The organism is Dermacoccus nishinomiyaensis, assembly GCF_900447535.1.
In the GTDB taxonomy this organism is placed as follows: domain Bacteria; phylum Actinomycetota; class Actinomycetes; order Actinomycetales; family Dermatophilaceae; genus Dermacoccus; species Dermacoccus nishinomiyaensis.
The window spans coordinates 2,003,706-2,022,443 of sequence record NZ_UFXX01000001.1 but is presented as its reverse complement, the minus strand read 5'-3'; the positions used below and the strand labels follow the sequence as shown (position 1 = coordinate 2,022,443).

Annotated in this window: 15 protein-coding genes; 7 read left to right on the top strand and 8 right to left on the bottom strand. The window is 68.2% G+C overall.

Annotated features, from left to right (window positions below; genetic code table 11):
* Nucleotides 1-31 precede the first annotated feature (31 nt).
* From DYE07_RS09425 to DYE07_RS09410, 4 genes are all read left to right on the top strand, one after another.
* On the top strand, nucleotides 32-472 hold the full coding sequence (locus tag DYE07_RS09425; protein ID WP_115296850.1) for a GtrA family protein: 441 nt from the start codon (nucleotides 32-34) through the stop codon (nucleotides 470-472).
* A 14-nt stretch (nucleotides 473-486) separates the two neighbouring features.
* Nucleotides 487-1,509, top strand: a complete 1,023-nt coding sequence (locus DYE07_RS09420; protein WP_115296849.1) for a glycosyltransferase — start codon at nucleotides 487-489, stop codon at nucleotides 1,507-1,509.
* A gap of 157 nt (nucleotides 1,510-1,666) precedes the next feature.
* Nucleotides 1,667-3,838, top strand: coding sequence for a malate synthase G (locus DYE07_RS09415; RefSeq protein WP_115296848.1), 2,172 nt, complete (start codon nucleotides 1,667-1,669; stop codon nucleotides 3,836-3,838).
* A 380-nt stretch (nucleotides 3,839-4,218) separates the two neighbouring features.
* Nucleotides 4,219-4,608 (top strand): SRPBCC family protein, encoded by a 390-nt coding sequence (locus DYE07_RS09410; RefSeq protein WP_006946391.1) that lies wholly within the window; start codon nucleotides 4,219-4,221, stop codon nucleotides 4,606-4,608.
* Nucleotides 4,609-4,734: 126 nt separating this feature from the next.
* Here DYE07_RS09410 and DYE07_RS09405 read toward each other — a convergent pair whose 3' ends face one another.
* Entirely contained in the window at nucleotides 4,735-5,808 is a 1,074-nt protein-coding gene (locus DYE07_RS09405; protein WP_237723820.1) for a hypothetical protein, read from the bottom strand.
* A gap of 204 nt (nucleotides 5,809-6,012) precedes the next feature.
* Here DYE07_RS09405 and DYE07_RS09400 point away from each other — a divergent pair, with 204 nt between their 5' ends.
* Nucleotides 6,013-7,053 (top strand): AAA family ATPase, encoded by a 1,041-nt coding sequence (locus DYE07_RS09400; protein WP_115296846.1) that lies wholly within the window; start codon nucleotides 6,013-6,015, stop codon nucleotides 7,051-7,053.
* A complete protein-coding gene (locus DYE07_RS09395) occupies nucleotides 7,046-8,731 on the top strand; it encodes a VWA domain-containing protein (RefSeq protein WP_115296845.1) in 1,686 nt (561 codons plus the stop codon). The genes DYE07_RS09400 and DYE07_RS09395 overlap by 8 nt, the downstream gene beginning before the upstream one ends.
* Before the next feature lie 152 nt (nucleotides 8,732-8,883).
* Here DYE07_RS09395 and DYE07_RS09390 read toward each other — a convergent pair whose 3' ends face one another.
* The 4 genes from DYE07_RS09390 to DYE07_RS09375 are packed head-to-tail and all read right to left on the bottom strand — an operon-like array spanning nucleotide 8,884 to nucleotide 12,547.
* The gene (locus DYE07_RS09390) at nucleotides 8,884-9,867 is read right to left on the bottom strand and encodes a glycine betaine ABC transporter substrate-binding protein (protein WP_038569779.1); all 984 of its coding nucleotides are present in this window, start codon (nucleotides 9,865-9,867) and stop codon (nucleotides 8,884-8,886) included.
* Nucleotides 9,868-9,871: 4 nt separating this feature from the next.
* A complete protein-coding gene (locus DYE07_RS09385) occupies nucleotides 9,872-10,612 on the bottom strand; it encodes an ABC transporter permease (protein ID WP_006945175.1) in 741 nt (246 codons plus the stop codon).
* Nucleotides 10,609-11,913 carry an ABC transporter ATP-binding protein gene (locus tag DYE07_RS09380; protein WP_115296844.1) on the bottom strand — a complete coding sequence of 435 codons (1,305 nt, stop codon included), beginning with the start codon at nucleotides 11,911-11,913 and terminating at the stop codon, nucleotides 10,609-10,611. The genes DYE07_RS09385 and DYE07_RS09380 overlap by 4 nt, the downstream gene beginning before the upstream one ends.
* Nucleotides 11,906-12,547 carry an ABC transporter permease gene (locus DYE07_RS09375; RefSeq protein WP_038569784.1) on the bottom strand — a complete coding sequence of 214 codons (642 nt, stop codon included), beginning with the start codon at nucleotides 12,545-12,547 and terminating at the stop codon, nucleotides 11,906-11,908. The genes DYE07_RS09380 and DYE07_RS09375 overlap by 8 nt, the downstream gene beginning before the upstream one ends.
* Before the next feature lie 410 nt (nucleotides 12,548-12,957).
* Between DYE07_RS09375 and DYE07_RS09370 the strand changes: the two genes are divergently transcribed.
* Nucleotides 12,958-13,500 (top strand): GNAT family N-acetyltransferase, encoded by a 543-nt coding sequence (locus DYE07_RS09370; protein WP_115296843.1) that lies wholly within the window; start codon nucleotides 12,958-12,960, stop codon nucleotides 13,498-13,500.
* A gap of 84 nt (nucleotides 13,501-13,584) precedes the next feature.
* On the opposite strand, the gene DYE07_RS09365 is transcribed toward DYE07_RS09370, so the two are convergent.
* From DYE07_RS09365 to DYE07_RS09355, 3 genes are all read right to left on the bottom strand, one after another.
* Nucleotides 13,585-14,436: a PIG-L deacetylase family protein gene (locus tag DYE07_RS09365; RefSeq protein WP_115296842.1), complete on the bottom strand. Its 852-nt coding sequence runs from the start codon at nucleotides 14,434-14,436 to the stop codon at nucleotides 13,585-13,587.
* Nucleotides 14,437-14,681: 245 nt separating this feature from the next.
* A complete protein-coding gene (locus DYE07_RS09360; RefSeq protein WP_115296841.1) occupies nucleotides 14,682-15,251 on the bottom strand; it encodes an HdeD family acid-resistance protein in 570 nt (189 codons plus the stop codon).
* A 155-nt stretch (nucleotides 15,252-15,406) separates the two neighbouring features.
* Nucleotides 15,407-18,106 (bottom strand): excinuclease ABC subunit UvrA, encoded by a 2,700-nt coding sequence (locus tag DYE07_RS09355; RefSeq protein ID WP_115296840.1) that lies wholly within the window; start codon nucleotides 18,104-18,106, stop codon nucleotides 15,407-15,409.
* Nucleotides 18,107-18,738: the final 632 nt, after the last annotated feature.

Here is an 18,738-nt window from a genome sequence, read left to right as displayed (position 1 = left end):
GCGCGCCAAGCGGGCACACTAGGATGCACGCATGGTGACCACGCAGCTTCGACGCCTCTGGGCGCGCAACGAGATTCGTTATCTCGTGGTCGCAGGGACGACGCAGGTGGTCTACCTGTCCACGTTCGTGCTCGGTCTGCTGGCTCACCTTCATTACATGCTCGCCATCGGCGTGGCTCAGGTGCTGACGATCGCCGCGGCGTTTCCCGCCTACCGGACACTCGTCTTCGCCTCGACCAACTCCGTCGCGTCGGACTACTTACGCTTCCTCAGCGTTTGGACGAGCGGGGCGTTGGCCGGCCTGGTCATGACACCTTTCCTGGTGGAGGTCCTCGGCATGCCGCCCTTCGTGGCGCAGGTGATCGCCATCGCGGTCGTGGCGGTGGGCTCCTACCTGGGCCACCGGTTCTTCTCGTTCCGCCCCAAGGCGCCCGCCGAAGCGCATTCGTCCGAAACCGCATCCTCGAACTGAGAGCGACGTCCTGCATGAAGATCTCCGTCGTCATCCCGTGCTATCGCTCGCGTGACACCATCCGACCGCTCGTCGAGGACCTCCATGTCGAGCTGCCCAAGATCGCCGAGGCGTTCGAAGTCATCCTCGTCGTCGACGGCTCGCCCGACGACACGTATGCCATTGCGCGCGAACTCGAGCTGACGTACCCGGGAACGCTGCACGCGGTCCTGCTGCGGCGCAACTTTGGCCAGCACAATGCGCTGCTCGCGGGTGTCGCGCGGGCCCGCTACCCCGTGACGGTCACCATGGACGACGATCGGCAACACCGCCCTGACCAGCTGGCCGCGCTGCTGGCTCCCCTCGAGGATTCCTTCACCGACCTCGTCTACGGCGTGGCGACCGAAGAAGAGCACGGGTTCGTCCGGTCGTTCGCCTCACGTTCGGTCAAGGCAGGACTGGCACTGGCCGGCGTGCCCAACGCGAGGGACGTCAGCGCGTTCCGCGCGTTCCGTACGGACCTGCGCGATGGTTTCATCGACGTCGTCGACCCCTTCGTGTCGCTGGACGTCCTGCTGAGTTGGACGACGACATCGATCAGGGCCGTGCCGGTCGTCATGGACGAGCGTGCTGCGGGACGCTCCGGTTACACGCTGGGCGCGCTCATCCGTCACGCACTCAACATGATCACCGGGTACGGGACGCTGCCCTTGAGGTTGGTGACGTGGCTCGGCTGGGCTGCCTCCTTCTTCGGTGTCGTGCTTCTGGTCGTGGTCATCGTGCAGCGCCTCACCGGATCGATCGAGGTCGCAGGATTCACCTCGCTCGTGTCCCTGGTGGCGCTCTTCAGCGGTGTGATCATGCTGTCGCTCGGCATCCTCGGTGAATACGTGGGGCGCCTGCACTTCCGCTCCATGCAACGACCGATGTTCGTGGTCAAGGTCGACGGCACCGAGGGCTCACGCCCGTCGCCGGGGGCGGATATCACCGAGGCAGCGCGTGTCCGCATGAGCGCCGATGAAGTGGCGCGGGCGATCGAACGGCACTACCGCGCCTGACGAGACCTTTCCTGGGGCGGAGTTGCCCCCTGCGCGTCAGGACGCGGGCCCGCCGGTCGGCGCCGAGCCTGCGCGCGGGTTGCGGCATTTGCCCCACAGAGACGTTACCGACCAGTAACGTAGGGGGCGGCATGCCCCCGCGAGGAAGGAAACGCTCATGGCTGACACGCAGCGCACCGAGGTGAACGGTCTGCAGGTCGCGACGATCCTGTACGACTTCATCAACGACCAGGTCCTGCCCGGCACCGGTATCGACGCCGACACGTACTGGAAGGGCTTCGCCGACGTCGTCGCCGAGCTCGGCCCGAAGAACCGCGCCATGCTCGCCGAGCGTGACGACCTCCAGGCCAAGATCGACGACTACCACCGCGCCAACCCGGGCAAGCCCGACTTCGACGCGTACAAGAGCTTCCTCACCGAGATCGGCTACCTCGTCGACGCTCCGGCCGAGTTCAGCATCACGACGCAGAACGTCGATCGTGAGATCACCGACCAGGCCGGCCCGCAGCTCGTCGTGCCGATCCTCAACGCCCGCTTCGCGCTCAACGCGTCGAACGCCCGCTGGGGTTCGCTCTACGACGCGCTCTACGGCACCGACGCGATCGACGAGGCCGACGGCAAGGAGAAGGGCACCTCGTACAACACGGTGCGCGGCGACGCCGTCATCGCGTTCGCGAAGAACTTCCTCGACACTGCCGTCCCGCTCGCCGAGGGTTCGTACACCGACGTCACCGGCTTCGGCGTCGACGGCGGCGAGCTCGTCGTCCACCTCGACGGTGAGCGCACGACGTCGCTGAAGAACACTGACGAGTTCGCCGGCTACGTGGGGCTGCCTGCGCAGCCGGAGGGAATCCTGCTGAAGCACAACGGTCTTCACCTGGAGATCCAGATCGACGCCGAGTCCCCGATCGGCGCGACCGACCCGGCCGGCATCAAGGACGTCCTCGTCGAGTCGGCCGTCACGACGATCATGGACCTCGAGGATTCCGTCGCCGCCGTCGACGCCGAGGACAAGGTGCTCGGTTACACGAACTGGCTCGGCCTCAACAAGGGTGACCTCGCCGAGGAGATCACGAAGAACGGCAAGACGTTCAAGCGCGAGCTCAACCCCGACCGCGAATACGTCTCCCCCGGCGGCGACACGTTCACCCTGCCGGGCCGCTCGTTGCTGTTCGTCCGCAACGTCGGCCACCTCATGACGAGCGACGCCGTCCTCGATGCCGACGGCAACGAGATCGGCGAGGGCATCCTCGACGCCCTCGTCACCGTCCCGGCTGCGCTCCACGGCTTCGCCGACAAGGACGGCGTGAGCAACACGCGCACCGGCTCGATCTACATCGTCAAGCCGAAGATGCACGGCCCGCAGGAGGTCGCGTTCGCGAACGAGCTGTTCGAGCGCGTCGAGAGCGTCGTCGGGCTGGCGAAGAACACCGTCAAGATGGGCATCATGGACGAGGAGCGCCGCACGACGGTCAACCTCTCCGCCTGCATCGACGCCGCGAAGGAGCGCGTCGTGTTCATCAACACGGGCTTCCTCGACCGCACCGGCGACGAGATCCACACGTCGATGCTCGCGGGCCCGATGATCCGCAAGGGCGAGATGAAGGGTTCCACGTGGATCAAGGCGTACGAGGACAACAACGTCGACGTGGGCCTCGCTGACGGTCTCGCGCACAAGGCGCAGATCGGCAAGGGCATGTGGGCGATGCCCGACCTGATGAAGGACATGCTCGAGCAGAAGATCGGCCAGCCGAAGGCCGGCGCGACGACGGCGTGGGTGCCGTCACCGACCGCCGCGACGCTGCACGCGCTGCACTACCACCAGGTCGACGTGTTCGCCGTGCAGGAGGAGCTCGCGAAGCGCAAGGCCGCATCGGTCGACGACATCCTGCAGATCCCGCTCGCGGAGAACACGAACTGGTCGGACGCCGACAAGCGCGAGGAACTCGACAACAACTGCCAGTCGATCCTCGGCTACGTCGTGCGCTGGATCGACCAGGGCGTCGGCTGCTCGAAGGTGCCCGACATCCACGACGTCGCGCTCATGGAGGACCGGGCGACGCTGCGCATCTCCAGCCAGCTGCTCGCGAACTGGCTGCAGCACGGCATCGTCACCGAAGACGAGATCCTCGAGTCGCTGAAGCGCATGGCGCCGGTCGTCGACGAGCAGAACGCCGGGGACGCGAAGTACGAGCCCATGGCGCCGGGCTTCGACGGCATCGCGTTCAACGCGGCCAAGGAGCTGATCCTCGAGGGAACGAAGCAGCCCAACGGCTACACCGAGCCGATTCTGCACCGTCGTCGGCGAGACAAGAAAGCCGCGCGCTGAGGATCGAGCGAGCGGAGTCGAGGGTGTGGATGCCGAGCTTGCGAGGCGTTCACACCTCGGCGTAGGGAGCGTTGACGAAGCGCGCCGTGGGCTCAGTGACGATCAAGCCCGACCGAGGTAGGTCCGCGCCGGAGCGTGCGATGGCCCGGCCCTGCCGAATCGGGCGCTGAGGAACTGAGCCAAGGAGTAGTCCGCGCGCAGAGGATCAAGCGAACGGAGTCGAGGGTCGCCTGACCCTCACGATGGCGCGTAACTCACAGGTAGGCACGCAACTGCACGCCTACGTGTGAGTTACGCGCCATCGTGCGCGCTGGGGTCGGCGCGGGGCGCCCGAGGGCTCTGCGCGACCTGGGTTCCGTTGGAACGCCTAGCATTCGGACATGAAGCGCATCGACGTCCATGCTGACGGGCCCGCGAGTGTCGATGCGGCGTGGCAGGCCTACGTGCACGTCGATCGGTGGCGTGACTGGTCGCCGCACATGCCGCCGGTCGAGGCGGATGCCGTGGTGATCCGTCCCGGCACGCAAGGACGATGGCGTCTCGGGCCGGTGACGGTGGGGCGGTTCGTCATCACCGACGTCGATGCGGTGGCGAGGACGTGGAGCTGGCGCGTCAGCGTCCTGGGGCTGACGACGACGGGCGAGCACCGCGTCGAGGTTCGTCGGGGCGGGTGTCGCTGCCACATGGCGATGGATCTGCCGCCCATCGTCGGGCAGGCCTACCGGCCGCTAGCGTGGTGGGCCCTCCATCGGCTCGCTCGCAGCTCGTGAGGCATCGAGGGACACGAAGGGGGTGTGGAGAAACGCGTCATCCGTGACGCGTTTCTCCACACCCCTGGTGTCTTCTCTTTGCGCCTAGATGCACCCGGGTGCATCTGGGCGCAAAGAGAGAGGACGTCAGACGGCGACGTTCTCCTCGAGTTCCTCCTCGGTCTCGGGGTCGAGCTCGTCGCGCTCGTCCTGATGCGCCTGCTCGGCGTGGCGTCCGACGGGGCTGGACGCAGCTTCCTCGAGCTCACGGGCTCGCGCAACACGTCGCTGTTCGACCGCGCATCCGGCTGCGAGACAGAGCAACCCGACGACCAACCAACCGAACAGGATGGTGAGCGGACCGGCGATCGAGGCGTCCGGGAAGTAGATGATGCGACGCAGCGCCTCGACGAAGCCGGAGCCGATCCAGAAGTCGTGCAGCCAACCGAAGAAGCTCGGCTGCATGACGGGCGCGAACACGCCGCCGGACGAGGTGAAGTTGAGCGCGACGAAGATCGCCGAGTACAGCAGCGTCGCAAACCGTCCGACGATCGGGTGCAGGCCGACACCGACCGTCAGCACGCCGGCTGTGTAGAGCAGCGACAGCGCCCACGTTGCGAGCACGTGCCCACCGAACATGTCGTAACCCCACGCCGCGATCGCGAGTTCGATCGTCGAGATGACGACGGCGGCGCCGGCGGCGAGGGCGATGCGCTGGGCGAACGGGCGACTCGCAGCCGCCGCGCCGATGGCGATCGACGTGGCGTACGCGGCGACCGTCAGGGCGACGAGGAAGAAGAACCCGTTCTGGCCGGCGGGGTCGTCCTCGGTGAGGGGCGCGACGTCCTTGACGGTCAGCGCATCGTGCTGCTTCTCCGCGACGGGGCGGAACATCTTCTCGACGACGGACTTCGTCGTGTCGGACGCGCCACCGGCGGTGAGCAGTTCGGCCTTGCCGTCACCGGGGACGTAGGCCGCGGAGATCTTCAGGTGCTTCAGCTGATCCGTGGCCTGCTCGGGCGTCGCGATCGTGCGAACGTCCGCCTCGTCGCCGAACGCGTCCTGCACCTTGGCCGCCAGCGGGCCGGCCTGCTGAGCCTGACCGACGACGGCGACGGGCACGTGGTGGGGCGACGGCTTGTGGAAACCACCGAGGTAGGCGGCGCACATGATGAGGCCCATGAGGATCGGAACGATGACGTGCGACAAGACCGTCCTCATCGGGGCCTGCGCGGTTGGCGGATGCGCGGTGGACATCTCTTCCCTTCGTTTAGTTAGGTTATCTATGTTTAATGCTACACCTGACTGCGAGGTGTGCGCGAGCTGTGGGGCCGGCGTCACGTCGGATCGTTCCGAGGGCCTACCCGGTCAACCCGTTCTGCGTTTTCGCCGATCGCGGCCTGAGCCATCCGCGACAATGGCACGGTGACTGCGCACTTCGAATCCGTCGACGACGTCCGCGACCGCCTCGCCGAGGCCGGATACCTCGCGAGCGACGCCATCGCGACGACCGTCTTCCTCGCCGACGCTCTCGGCAAGCCTCTGCTCGTCGAAGGGCCGGCCGGCGTCGGCAAGACCGAGCTGGCGAAGGCGGTGACGGCGGCATTGTCCGGCGCGACGGGCGCAGACGCCGACCTCGTGAGGCTGCAGTGCTATGAGGGCATCGACGAGGCCCGCGCCCTCTATGAGTGGAACCACGCCAAGCAGCTCCTGCGCATCACCGCCAACACGGCTCTGGCACAAACGTCTTCGTCGGGCGCGGCCGCGTCCACAACGACCACGAACACCGCCACGGACGCTCAGCCGGGCGCCACGCCGGGCGCGCCCGGTGTGGCGTCAACGAACGCCTCCAGCCCCGTCGGCTCGCCATCGGGCGGCGCCGCCCACGACTGGGACGAGCTTGCCACCGACATCTTCACCGACGACTTCCTCCTGACGCGTCCGCTGCTGCGCGCCATCCGCAACACGCAGCCGACGGTGCTTCTCATCGACGAACTCGACAAGGCCGACGTCGAGGTCGAGGGCCTCCTGCTCGAGGTGCTGAGCGACTTTCAGGTGACGGTGCCCGAACTCGGCACGATCAGTGCGACGCAGCGACCGTTCGTCGTGCTGACGTCGAACGCCGCCCGCGACCTGTCGGAGGCGCTGCGTCGACGCTGCCTGTTCCTGCACATCGACTACCCGACGCCGGCGCTCGAGCAGCGCATCGTCGAACTCAAGGTGCCGGGTCTCGACGCGGCGCTCGTCGAATCCGTCGTGCGACTCGTGCACCGACTGCGCCAGATGCCACTGCGCAAGGCACCGAGCGTCGCCGAGACCGTCGACTGGGCGCGCACCCTCATCGCCCTCGGAGCCGACGGCACGGGCGATCTCGACGCGACGGTGCTGCGCGCCAACCTCGGCGTGCTGCTCAAGCACCAGGACGACATCGAACGCGCCTCCACGCTGCTCAAGCTCGATGCCTGACGACGCCGTCGTCCCCGCCGGCGCGGGTGCGCCGGGCGCCGGGCGGCGAGCTGCGCACTCGGACACCGCGGGCTACGGACCGCGCGCGTCCGTGACGTCATCCGCCGGCCCGGGCATCGCGTCTGCGGGCGTGCTGCAGCGTCGACTCGTGTCGTTGGCGAACGCGTTGCGGCGCCACGGCGTCGTCGTCGGCACGAGCGACGTCATCGACGCGGGGCGCATCGTCACCGCTCTCGGGCTCGACGATCGCGAGCGTCTGCGCGAGGGTCTCGCGTCGGCGTTCATGCGACGCGGCGAGCAGCGGCGCGTGTTCGACGAGTTGTTCGACCTCTACTTTCCCGCCGCCCTGGGCGCGCGCACCCGCCTGACGGACCTCGAAGAGGACGGCGCCGCAGACAAATCCGGTGCTCACCCCGACGGCGAGCCCGAACCCGACTCGCTCGACGCACTCGACGACTTCGACCCCCTGACGGCGGACGCCGCGGCCCTGCGCGAGCGCGCCAGGGCGCTGCAGGAGATCCTCGCGCAGGCTCTCGCCGCTCAGGACGAGCGGGCGTTGAACGCCCTCGCAGCCACCGTCGTCACGGAGTTCGGCGTGCTGCGGCGCGAGGGTGAGAACGGGTTCAGCGCGAACCAGGCGATCGAGCAGTTCCAGCCGAACCTCGCCATCGCGCGCGCATCCGAGCTCATGCAGCAGGGCCCAGAAGCCGGCGGTTCTGACGGCGGCACGGCCGGTGGCAGCTCGGGCGGCGGGGGTGGTGGTAGCGGTCAGGCGATGGGTGCCGATCAAGGGTGGCAGCCGGAGCGCTTCACGCAGCGGCTCGATCGTGACGACGCCCGCGAGCGCGTCGCCGCGTTCCGGCGCCGTGTCGAGACCGAGACGCGGCGACGCAACGCGGAGATCCGTGGTGTCGAACGGCTGGCGGAGCACGCCGTCACGACGCCGCTCGAGCGTCGCGCATTCAGCCAGACGTATGCCGTCGATGCCGCGGAGATGCGGCGCGTCGTCGACCCTCTCGCCCGCAAGCTCGCAGCGCGGATGACGGCCAAGCGGCGCCGCGCGTCACATGGGCGCATCGACATCCGGCGGACGCTGCGGGCGTCGATGTCGACGGGCGGCGTACCGATCGAGCCGGTGTTCACGCATCACGCGCCGAACCGTTCGGAGCTCGTCATCCTCGCCGACATGTCGAGTTCGGTCGCCGGGTTCAGCCGGTTCACGATCCTGCTCATGCAGGCGATGCAGGCGCAGTTCGCGCGCGTGCGCGTCTTCGGGTTCGTCAACACCGTCGACGAGCTGACCGCGGTCGTCAAGGAGGTCGGGCGCGACGGCGACCTCGTCGAAGCGCTCAAGGGCAACCGGCGCATGACGCGCGGGCACCGCAACAGCGACTACGGCCAGACGTTCGCCGACTTCGTCGAACACCACCTCGACGCGGTGACGCCGCGTGCCACCGTCCTCATCCTCGGCGACGCGCGCACGAACAACACCGACCCGCGCTACGACGCGCTGCGCACCATCGCGCAGCAGGCGAGGCACGCGATGTGGCTCAACCCGGAAGCCGAATCACAGTGGGGCCAGGGCGATTCCGTCGCACACCGATACGCCGCCATCGTCGACATGCACGAGGTACGCACCATCACCGATCTGCGGGAGTTCGTCGCCCGAGCCTTGTGACACCCGTGCCCCTCGAGTGCCGCCACGCCGACGACGTGCCATTACCTGCACGAGAAATGTGCAGCTGCCCCAGGATTGTTCAGCACATTCCTGGGGCAGCTGCACAGAAGTCGGGCAGCTGACGACGCACCATCAGCACCCTCGGCCACGACCTACTCGATGAAGCCCTCGCTCTTCAACCACTCCTCGGCGACCTTGCCGGGATCTTTGCCCTCGACGTCGACGCGGGCGTTGAGATCGATGAGGGTGTCGTTGTCGAGCTTCTTCACGACCGGTTCGAGGATCTGCGCGATCTGCGGATACGTGTCGTAGATCGTCGTCTTGACCACGGGCGAGACGTTGTAGTTGGGGAAGAAGTGCTTGCTGTCGCTCATGACGTCGAGGTGGAGACTCTTGATCCGCCCGTCCGTCGTGAAGACCTCACCCAAGTTGCAGACCTTCTGGTCGATCGCCGAGTAGATGGCGCCGGTGTCCATCTTGCGGATGTTGCCGGTCGGCACGTCCTTGCCGTACGTCATCCCGTACGCCTTGAGCATGGGTTGGAAGCCGTCGTTGCGGTTCGCGAACTCCGACTCGATGCAGAACGTGCGCTCGCCGACAGGCACCTTCTTGAGATCCGACAGATCTTTGAGCCCGTACTTCTTCGCGAAGTCCTGACGCATGCCCAAGCTGTACGTGTTGTTCATGGGCGCAGGTTCCAGCCAGGTGAACCCGTTCTTGGCGTCCTCCGCCTTCACGGCCTCGTACTGCTTGCGCGAATCAGCGATGGGGTCGGTCTTGCCCATGTAGGTGATCCACGCCGTGCCCGTGTACTCCATGATGAGCTGCACCTGCCCCGTCAGCTGCGCCTGGCGCGAGGCAGCAGAACCGGGGATGGCGGTGAAGTCTTTCACCTTCGCGCCGCCCGACTGCAGCATGATGACGGCGATCTTGCCGAGGATCTGCTGCTCGGTGAAGTCCTTGGAACCGACCGCGATGTCAAGCCCGTCGAGCTTCTTCACCGAGGCCAGGGGGCCCGCGAGCTTGGCACTCGTCGTCAGCCCGCCCGAGGTGCCGAGGCCACATGAACTCAGCGTCACGGCCGTCGTGACGGCGACGACGGCGCCCGTCGCTCGCCTCATTCGCTGGCGTGTCATCCGATCACATTCCCTTCGGCGTGAGCAGGGCTTCGAGCAGGCGCCCGGCCCATTCGAACGCGAGGGCGAGCAGCGCGATGAGGATGCCGCCGCTGACGAGCACGGGGTAGCGGAACAGCTTGATGCCGGTCGTGATGAGCTCGCCCAGGCCACCGGCGTTGATGAAGGCCGCGAACGAGGCCGTGCCCGCGACGAGCACGAGCGCGGTGCGCACGCCGGCCATGATGATGGGCGCAGCCAGGGGCATCTCGATGCGCAGGAGCGTCGCCATCTGGCTCATGCCCATGCCGCGTGCGGCTTCGACGAGCGTCTGGTCGACCTGCTGCAACCCCACCATGGTGTTGCGCAGCACCGGCAGGAACGCGTAGATCGCGAGCGCCAGCACCGCCGTCCAGAAGTCGAACGCGATCCACATCGCGAGCAGCACGATGAGGCCGATGACGGGCGTCGCCTGTCCCGCGTTCGCGATGGCGATGACGGGGCCGGAGAAGCGCCGGAATCTCGGACGCGTCAGCAGCACTCCCAGCGGGATGGCGGTGACGAGCACCGCGACGGCAGCGGCCGCCGTCACCTTGAGGTGTTGCCAGAACAGGGTGCCGAGCAGGCTCCACTCGAGCTGGCGGGCCTCGATGTCGTCGAGGTCGGCGTTGAGGCGCCAGATCACCCAGCCACCGCCGACGAGCAGGATGAGGATGGGCAGGCCGACGATCATGCCGAACCGCTCACGCCCCAGGCGCTTCCTCATCGCTGCTCCCCCTCGTCGGCCTGAGCGTCGAAGTCCGTGGTCGAGGAGGTGTTGGCGACGACCGTCGAGCTCGCGTGAGCCTCTCCGTCGACGCGTTCGCTGAGTGCGGCCGCCTGCTCCTGCACCTGACGGATGTGCTCCATCACCTGCTGGAACGACGCGACGCCGCGGTACTCGCCGCGCCCGCCGGTGACGACGACGGCGCCGTGGCTCGAGGTGAGCATCGCGTCGAGGGCGTCGTTGAGGGTGGCACGCGAGTCGACGGTGATGAGGTTGACCCCACGGTTCTCGACCCGGGTGCCGCGCATCCGCTCGACGTTGATGAAGTCGACCGGGCGTCCGCGTTCGTCGAGCACGACGACGTTGGGGGAACCGCCACGCTGGGCGGCCTCGCGCGCCTCGGACGCGTCGGCTCCGACGGTGACGGTACCCAGCTGCGTCGCGCCGATCTCGTCGAGGCGTGTCAGCTGCAGCGACTTCAGCGCCGAACCCGAGCCGACGAAGTCCTCGACGAACTCGTTGGCCGGCGCCGCGAGGATGTTCTCGGGGGTGTCGTACTGCTCGATCCGCCCGCCCTCGGAGAGGATGAGGATGCGGTCGCCCAGCTTCAGTGCCTCGTCGATGTCGTGCGTGACGCAGATGATCGTCTTGCTCAGCTGGCGCTGGATGCTGAGCATCTCGTCCTGCAACCGCTGCCGGGTGATCGGGTCGACGGCGCCGAACGGCTCGTCCATGAGGATGACGGGTGGGTCGGCCGCCAGGCCACGGGCCACGCCGACGCGCTGCTGCTGCCCGCCCGACAGCTCGCGGGGGTAGCGGTCGCGGTAGCGCGCAGGGTCGAGACCGACCATGTCGAGCAGTTCGTCCGTGCGCGCGGCGATGCGCTTCTTGTCCCACTTGAGCAGCCCCGGCACGACGCCCACGTTGTCGGCGACGGTGAGGTGCGGGAACAGCGAGCCACCCTGGATGACGTAGCCGATCTTGCGGCGCAGGTCGTCGACCTTGTGGTTCTTGACGTCGTCACCGTCGATCGTGATGCGACCACTCGTCGGGTTGATGAGCCGGTTGATCATCTTGAGCGACGTCGTCTTGCCGCAGCCGGAGGGGCCGACGAACATGACCATCTCGCCGGCGGGGACGGTAAGGCTGAGGCCGCCGACGGCCGCCTTCGCCTGGCCCGGGTACTTCTTGACGACGTCGTCGAAGACGATCTCGGCGCCCGTGACGTCATGGCTGGCGGGCTGCTCGTTGACGGTCTCGGTGACGGGAGCGTCGTGGTCGGTGCGGAACAGATCAGGCACGGATACCCCTGGGAATCGTCAGTCGGCCGATGCCGACGAGAATGAGGTCGAGCACGAGGGCGAGGATGACGATGCCGATCGTGCCGACGAGGGCGAAGTTGATGGCGTTGACGCCACCGTTCTGAGACAGGCCGGTGAAGATGTAGCCGCCGAGACCTGGGCCGAGGGCGTAGGCGGCGATGGCCGCGACGCCGAACGACATCTGCGTCGAGGTGCGCACCCCCGCGAGGATGACGGGCCACGCGAGTGGCAGACGCACCTTGAGCAGCGTCGCCACCTTGCTCATGCCCATGCCGCGCGCGGACTCGAGCAGGTTCGCGTCGACAGCCTGCAGACCGACGACGGCGTTGCGCAGGATCGGTAGGACGGCGTAGAAGGTGACGGCGATGACCGACGGCACCGCACCGATGCCGACGAGCGGCAGCAGGATGCCGAGCAGCGCGAACGACGGCAACGTCAGGCCGATCGCCGAGAAGATGTTCGCGAAGCTCTCGAGCTTCTTGTTGCGGATGACGATGACGGCCAGGACGAGCGCGATGATCGTCGCGAGCAGCACGGATTGCACGACGAGCGACGTGTGCTGGTAGCTGCGGTAGGCGATGTCCTCCCACCGGTCGGCGATGAAATCCCACACAGGCCTCACCCTCCCTTCCTTGACGGTGACGCAGGGCGTCCTCGGCCGCCGTCATGGGCTGGAGAAGCCACGCCCAGGCGGGCTGGATCGCCCGGATCACGCGGGCTGCAGTTCGCTTCAGCCTATGGGTTACCTCGGAAACACGAGCCGTTCGACGGCGTTGTCAGGGTTGGACCGCGCCTCTTGACGCCGCCTCGACGCGTCGCCGTCCCGTGTGCTGACGGCGAATGCGGCGCGCAGGTAACGAATGGCTCACGATGCGCTGAATACGGCGAATCACCGTGTCGCCGGCGCGATCGGGCGGCGACACGGCTGTGCCTCGGCGCTGACCGATCGCTGCCTCTTCGACCCGTTCCGGCGCTGGCGGCTTCGCGTTGACGGGTCCACGCCGTGTCACGAGACTGGGCGCCATGACTGTTCTCCCCGCCGGTGACCTTCCGTGGCAGACCTACCGCGACGTGCGGCTGCGGGCGTTGTCGACGAACCCAGAGGCTTTCGGGTCGACGTTCGCCCGTGAGAGAGAGTTCAGCGAGCAGGTCTGGGCCCAGCGCGCGATGAGCCCCGGCACGTACCTGTGGGTGCCGGACGCGGGTGAGCCGGAGGCGTCGAGTCAGGTCGCGCCGCGCGCCGACGGGCTGATCGGCCTACGAGCGGGCCAGGTGTACTTCGACGACCCGGCCGTCGTCGGCGCACTGGGGTACGAGGCACTCGAGATCGCGTTCCTCGTGCAGATGTGGGTGGAGCCGGCGCGCCGCGGCACCGGCGTGTTCGACGCGCTCGTCGACGCCGTCATCAGCGATGCGCGCGAGCAAGGGCTGCGCGCCATCGGGCTGCACGCCTACCGCGCCAACGAGCGCGCGGCTGCCGCGTACCGGCGTCGCGGGTTCCGGCTCGTCGAGAACCCGACAGCCGAGTGCCCGGCCGACGAGGCCGAGTACCTGCTCCCTCTATGACCCGCTGGAATCCTCCGGCCCCCAGCGGCCGCGCCCGTCCCATCCGCGATTCTTGGTTACTTCTGCGATGCAGGGAGCGGGGGCTCAGAAGAACCAGCCCTCCGGCAGCGGCTCGCCGTCGGGGCGCGCGCCGTGGGCGTGGCCGTCGAGCGACGGGATGCCTGACGCCTCCATCGCCGCGACGTCAACGTAGTGCTCCCGCCCGAACGCGAGCGGGAAGACCTCGTCAGGCATCTCGAGGATGCCGCGCGCGTCCGACTGCGAGGCGTGCGCTGCGAGCGCCGCGCGCTTGTTCTCGAGCCAGGGCGTGACGTCGACGTAGAACGAGATCTCGCGCTCGGGCAGGCCGAGCGGGTTGCCGTCGTCCATGGGCTGATCGGGGTTGAACCCCTCCCCCTCGGGGTAGACGCCCGCCTCGACGGCCTTGCGATACATGACGCGCATGCGATCGCGGTTCATCGTCGATTCGAAAAGCCTCGGCGTCTCGCGCGTCAGCTCGAGCGCCCGGTGCATCACCGGGTGCACCTTGACGTGGTCGGGGTGGCCGTACCCGCCATGCCAGTCGTAACCGACGACGACGTCGGGGGCCTCTTCGTCGAGGATGTCGGCGAGCCGCTGGCCCGCTTCGGTGAGGTCGGCGCCGTGGAACGCCTTCTCGCCGGCGTTCTGCTCCCACCCCGTCATGCCGGAGTCGGCGTAGTCGAGCCACGCGACGCGCGCCGTGCCGAGCACCTGCGCCGACCCGGCGGCCTCGGTGCGTCGTCGATCGACGACGCTCTCGCCGGGCGCGAGGTCGTCGGGGGCATCCCCGTGATCACCGTTGGTCGCATACACGACGACGACACGATGTCCCTCGGAAACGGCTCGCGCCATCGCCCCCGAGGTCTGGCTCGCTTCGTCATCAGGGTGGGCGTGGAAGAAGAGAATCGTCGACACGCCCCATAGTTTCCGCCATCCGGCGGCATCAACCGCAATCGTGACCGGCGCGCGAGGACGATCTGTGGCCGCGGCGACCCGCGATCCCGGCCTGCGTGCACTCCACGAGTCGGCGCTGCGACGATCGAGGGCGTGCCTACCGGGCGGCCGTCTGCGTCACGTGACCAGCCACCGCACCCGCCGGGAACACGCCGGAGCCCCCCGGCTCGTGCGCCGGGGGGCTCTCGCGTCGAGGACGAGGCTCGTCAGAGGGAGCGTGCGCGGCGACGCAGCTGCATCGCGCGGATGATCTCGACGATGCCGGTGACGAGCAGGAACACACCCGCGATCCAGACGAGGGTCGCCATGGACGAGATGGGCGAGGCGACGAGCACGATGCCCGCGAGAATGCCGATGACGCTGGAGACGATGACCCACCCGCGGCCCTGGCCCTTCGTCGAAAGGCCGCGGGCGAGCATCGTCATCGAGTTCATGATCCAGCCGATGCCGATCCACAGCCCGAGCAGAGTGACGGAGTGCGTCTCGCTGCGGAAGCAGAGCAGACCGAGCACGACCGACAACGCGGACACGAGCAAGGATGCAGCGCGCACGAACCCCGGCATCGGCACCGCCAACCCGACGAACAGCCCCATGAGGCCGCTCAGCAGCAGGAAGACGCCGAACAGTACACCGATGACGACGGTGGTCGGCCCCGGCCAGATCAGGGCGATCAGACCGACGATGATGCTCACAGCGCCGACGCCAGCGATCGCCTTCCACGCGTGCGAGGCGAGACGATGCAGCGGTGTCTCGACGATGGTGCCTTCGAGGCTCATAGTAACTCCTTCGCGACGGGTGGGTCACGAGAAAGCGCTCGGTGTGTGCCTCCCGCCCCACATCCCGATTGTCCCACAAGCTCATGGGCGAACCCTGGAAGCAGGACATGCCCTACAGACTCACCCGGCCCAGGCCATAGCTCGCGGCCGAGCTGTCACTGCAGGACTTTCTCGATCACCTCACGCAAGTAGGGCGCCGTCGCGCTGTTGTCGTCTGCCGCGACGTCGGCCGGCGACCCCGCGACGACGACGCGGCCGCCGTCCTTGCCCGCGCCCGGCCCCATATCGATGACGTGGTCGGCCTGCGCGACCATGCGCATGTCGAGCTCGGCCATGACGACGGTGTTGCCCGCGTCGGTGAGGCCCTGCAGGTGGCGCATGAGGCGGTCGCTGTCAGCCGGGTGCAGGCCGGCCGTCGGCTCGTCGAGGACGTAGAGCGTGTCTCCGCGCGAGGCGCGCTGCAGTTCGGAGGCTAGCTTGACGCGCTGCGCCTCACCACCGGACAGCTCGGTGGCGGGCTGCCCCAGCCGCAGGTAGCCGAGGCCGACGTCGCGCAGCACCGCGAGGCTGTGATGGATCGAGTCTTCACCGTCGAAGAACGCGTGCGCCTCGTCGACGCTCATCGCGAGCACGTCGGCGACGGAGCGTTCGTGCCACGTCACCTCGAGCGTGCTCGCCTCGTACCGCGTGCCGTGGCAGTCGGGGCACGGCGTGTAGATGCTCGGCAGGAACAGCAGCTCGACCATGACGCTGCCCTCCCCCTCGCACGTCGGGCAACGACCGCCGGGCACGTTGAACGAGAATCGACCCGCCGTGTAGCCGCGGCGCTTCGCCTCGTCGGTCGCCGCGTAGAGCTTGCGGACGTGGTCGAACAGGCCCGTGTAGGTGGCCACGTTCGAGCGCGGCGTGCGTCCGATCGGTTTCTGGTCGATGACGACGACGCGGCGCACGCCCGGGGGCGCCTCGGTGACGCGTCCGCGAATGTCATCGACGTCGTCGCCGAGCAGCAGATCGGTCTCGGGGTCACCCGTCAGCTCGGGTTCGGGAGCGCCGCCGCTGCCGAGGTGCTCGCGCAGCAGCGCAGGCACCGCCTGGCTGACCAGGCTCGACTTGCCCGAGCCGGAGATACCCGTGACAGCGCTCAGGCATCCGACGGGGAAGCTGACGTCGAGGCCCTGCAGGTTGTTGCGCGTCACGTCCGCGAACGCCAGCCAGCCTTGCGGCTCGCGGGGCGAGCGCCGCGAAGAGGCGCCGGGGGCGTCGTCGTCGCGGGGAAACAGGTAGCGGCGGGTCTCGGACTCGGCGACGTCAGCGAGCCCGGACGGCGTGCCGCTGTAGAGCACTCGGCCGCCCTGCTCACCGGCTCCGGGGCCGATGTCGACGAGCCAGTCGGCTTCGTGGATGACGGTGAGCGAGTGCTCGACGACGAACACGCTGTTGCCGCGCTCCTTCAGCCCGTGCAGGATGCCGATGAGCGCGTCGAGGTCGCGCGGGTGCAGCCCGGCAGACGGCTCGTCCAGCACGTAGACGACACCGAACAGCTTCGACGACAGCTGCGTTGCGAGGCGCAGGCGCTGACGTTCGCCACCGGAGAGCGTCGGCGTCGTGCGATCGAGCGAGAGGTAGCCCAGGCCGAGGTCGATCATCGGTTGCAGGCGCGTGACGAGGTCGGCTGCGAGACGTTGCGCTGCCGCGCGCTTCTCGACCGAGAGATTTGGCGTGCGCCGCACGTCGGGCGCGGCATCGTGCGATGCTCCGCCACCTGCCACGCGAGCCTGCGTCGACGCTTCCCGAGCTTCGGCGTCGTGCACGTGATCGTCCTGGTGCGCGACCTCGGCCGGGCTCCAGTCGTCAGCGGTGACGGCGCGCGCGATCTCGGCGAGGCGCTCGAGCGGCAGGTGCGAGAAGGCGGCGATGTCGAGCCCCTCGAACGTCACGGACAGCGCTTCGGGCTTGATCTTGGCGCCGTGGCAGGTGCCGCACAGCTCGCTCGTCAGGTAGCGCGAGGCGCGCTTCTTCGTCGTGGCGCTCTTGGCGTTGGCGAAGGTGTCGAGCACGTAGCGTCGCGCTCCGATGAAGGTGCCCTGATAGCTCGGCTCCATGCCCTGCTTCTGCGCACGCCTCGTCTGCTTCGGCGTCAGGCCCGCGTACACGCCGACGCTGGGGCGCTCCTCGGTGAACAGGATCCAGTCGCGATCCTTCTTCGGCAGGTCCTTCCAGGGCGTGTCGACGTCGTAGCCGAGCGCGACGAGGATGTCGCGCTGGTTCTGCCCCGCCCACGCGACGGGCCAGGACGCGACGGCGCGCTCGCGGATCGTCAGCGACGGATCCGGCACCATGCTCTTCTCGGTGACCTCGTAGACACGGCCGATGCCGTGGCACGTCGGGCAGGCCCCTTGGACGGTGTTCGACGAGAAATCCTCGGCGTAGAGCATCGCCTGCCCCGGCGGATACCACCCGGCGCGCGAGTAGAGCATGCGCACAAGGCTCGACAATGTCGTCACCGTCGCGACATCGGAGCGCGCGCCGCCCCCACCGCGCTGTTGCTGCAGTGCGACGGCCGGCGGCAGGCCTTCGACGACGTCGACGTCCGGCACGCCCGCCTGATCGATGAGGCGCCGCGCGTACGGCGCGACGGATTCGAGGTAGCGCCGCTGCGACTCGGCGAACAACGTGCCGAACGCCAGCGACGACTTGCCCGAACCGGACACACCGGTGAACACGACGATCGAATCGCGCGGCAGGTCGAGCGCCACGTCCTTGAGGTTGTTCTGCCGCGCGCCGCGGACGACGACGCCGTCACGCCACGCGCTCGGCTCCGCCTGGTCGAGTGTTGATGCCTGCTCCTCATTCACGCCTGCGACGTTACCCGCCGGCGGCGACAACCCCGGAGTTCCGCGGAATCTCGAGACGCCGACACCCGGTTGTCGGAGGTCGGTGCCAGACTGCGAGCTTGACCGACATCACACCCTGCATCTGGCTCGACGACACGGCGGAACCGGCCGCCGAGCTCTAGCTCTCCTTGTTCCCGAACTCGCGGCGCGTCGACACCGTCCGCCATCCCGACGACCCGAAAACCCTGGGCCCAACGCCTCTCGCGCCGGGCGGGTGATGCTTGAGCAGGTCGAGCTCGACGTCCATCCGTTCACCCTGCTCAACGGCGGCCCGGTCTTTCCACAGACGGAGGCCTCAGCTTCCAGGTTTCCTGCGCCGGACAGGACGAGGTTGATCACTACTGGAACGGCCTGGCGGCAAACGGTGGCTCCGAGAGCCCGTGCGGCTGGTGCAAGGATCCGTTCGGCGTCAGTTGGCAGATCATTCCGCGCCGTTTCACCGAGTTGATGCAGACGCCCGACCCCGACGTCGTCGCACGCGTCTCTCAGGCGATGTTCTCGATGACGAAAATGGTCGTCGCCGACCTCGAAACGGCGGCCGCCGGCTGAGCGGGGCAGGCACGACGAAGGCCCCCACCGCGGTGAGGGCCTTC